This window comes from Streptomyces milbemycinicus (assembly GCF_002154605.1).
Lineage (GTDB): Bacteria > Actinomycetota > Actinomycetes > Streptomycetales > Streptomycetaceae > Streptomyces > Streptomyces milbemycinicus.
The window spans coordinates 1-1,760 of the sequence record NZ_MUNE01000421.1; the positions used below are offsets into that span (position 1 = coordinate 1).

Consider the following 1,760-nt stretch of genomic DNA (forward strand, 5'->3'; position numbering starts at 1 on the left):
GTTCGGGCGGGTCGGGCGGGTCGGGCGGTGAGCGCACCGCGCCGCTGGCCGGTCTCGTCGCCGCGTTCATCTTCGCCGTCCAGATGCTGAACTTCCCGGTCGCGGCCGGGACCAGCGGGCATCTGCTCGGCGGAGCGCTGGCCGCGATACTCGTCGGGCCGTACACGGGCGTGCTGTGCGTCTCCGTGGTGCTGCTCATGCAGGGCGTGCTCTTCGCGGACGGCGGCCTCACCGCGCTCGGCGTCAACATCACGGATATGGCGGTGGTCACCACGGTGGTGGCATACGCCGTCTTCCGCGCCATCCTCAAACTCACGCCCCGCCGGCGCCGCTCCGTGACCGTCGCCTCCTTCGTCGCCGCGCTGCTCTCCGTACCGGCCGCGGCCGTCGCCTTCACCGCGATCTACGCACTCGGCGGCACGACACATGTCTCGCTCGGCAAGGTCTTCACCGCGATGGTCGGCGTCCACGTACTGATCGGCATCGGCGAGGCCGTGATCACGGCCCTGACGGTCAGCGCGGTGGTGTCCGTCCGCCCCGACCTCGTATACGGCGCGCGCGGTCTGACGCGCACCTTGGAGATCCGCACAGCTGCCGTGGCCGCCCCGGCGGCGCCGGGCCTCGCGGCAACGGCCGTATCGGCCGCGGGCAGGGCCGCCGATCCGGGGGCGCCGGAGGTCGCCGCCGCCCCGGCGGCCTCCGGCCTTGCGGCGGCGCCCGGCGTGCCGCTCGGCGCCGCCGCACGAGCAGGGGGTGCGGCGTCGGGGGGCGCCGCAGCCCCGGCCTCCGCGCCGACGGCGCGGCGGTCGGCGCGGCGGGTGTGGGCGATCGGGGTCGCGGCGGCGCTGCTGTGTGCCGGGGTGGTCAGCTTCTACGCGTCCGCCAGCCCGGACGGCCTGGAGAAGGTCGCCCATGACAACGGCATCGACAAGAAGACCGAGGACCACGCCAGCAAGGACTCCCCGCTCGCCGACTACGGTGTCAAGGACATCTCCGACGCCCGGCTCTCCGGCGGCCTGGCCGGGGTGATCGGGGTCGGCGCGACCCTCGCCGTGGGCTCCGGGCTGTTCATCGTCGTACGGCGCCGCGCCAAGAAGGCCGCCGCCGGGCCTGCCGCCGTCCCGTCCGCGCAGCACTCCGAGACGGTCTGACATGGGCGCGGGCCACGCCCACAAGCTCTACCGGGAGGGCCGCTCACCGGTGCACGCCCTGCCCCCGCAGTGCAAGATCGCCGCGGTGCTCTGCTTCGTACTGGTCGTCGTCTCCACCCCGCGCGAAGCCGTGTGGGCCTTCGGGGCGTACGCCGTGGCGCTGGCGGCGGTCGCGGCGGTGGCGCGGATTCCGGCGGGGTATGTGCTGCGGCGGCTGCTGATCGAGATCCCCTTCGTGGCCTTCGCCGTGCTGATGCCGTTCGTCGCGGACGGCGAGCGCGTCGCGGTGCTCGGGATGGAGCTCAGCCGCCCCGGTCTGTGGGGCGCCTGGAACATCCTGGCCAAGGGCACGCTCGGGGTCGCCGCCTCCGTGCTGCTGGCCTCGACGACCGAGCTGCGCGCCCTGCTGCTGGGGCTGCAGCGGCTGCGGATGCCGTCGCTGCTGGTCCAGATCGCGTCGTTCATGATCCGCTACGGGGACGTCATCACGGACGAGATGCGGCGGATGCGGATCGCCCGCCAGTCGCGCGGCTTCGAGGCGCGCGGGGTGCGCCACTGGGGCGTGCTCGCCAAGTCCGCCGGGGCGCTGTTCATCCGCTCGTACGAGCG

At 74.1% G+C, this 1,760-nt stretch carries 2 protein-coding genes; both read left to right on the forward strand.

The window, feature by feature from the left end; genetic code table 11:
* A partial coding sequence (locus CCN51_RS31545) for an energy-coupling factor ABC transporter permease (protein ID WP_107426116.1) occupies positions 1 to 1,151 on the forward strand: 1,151 nt, incomplete at its 5' end.
* Between the two features lies 1 nt (position 1,152).
* A partial coding sequence (gene cbiQ / locus CCN51_RS31550; RefSeq protein ID WP_086860379.1) for a cobalt ECF transporter T component CbiQ occupies positions 1,153 to 1,760 on the forward strand: 608 nt, incomplete at its 3' end.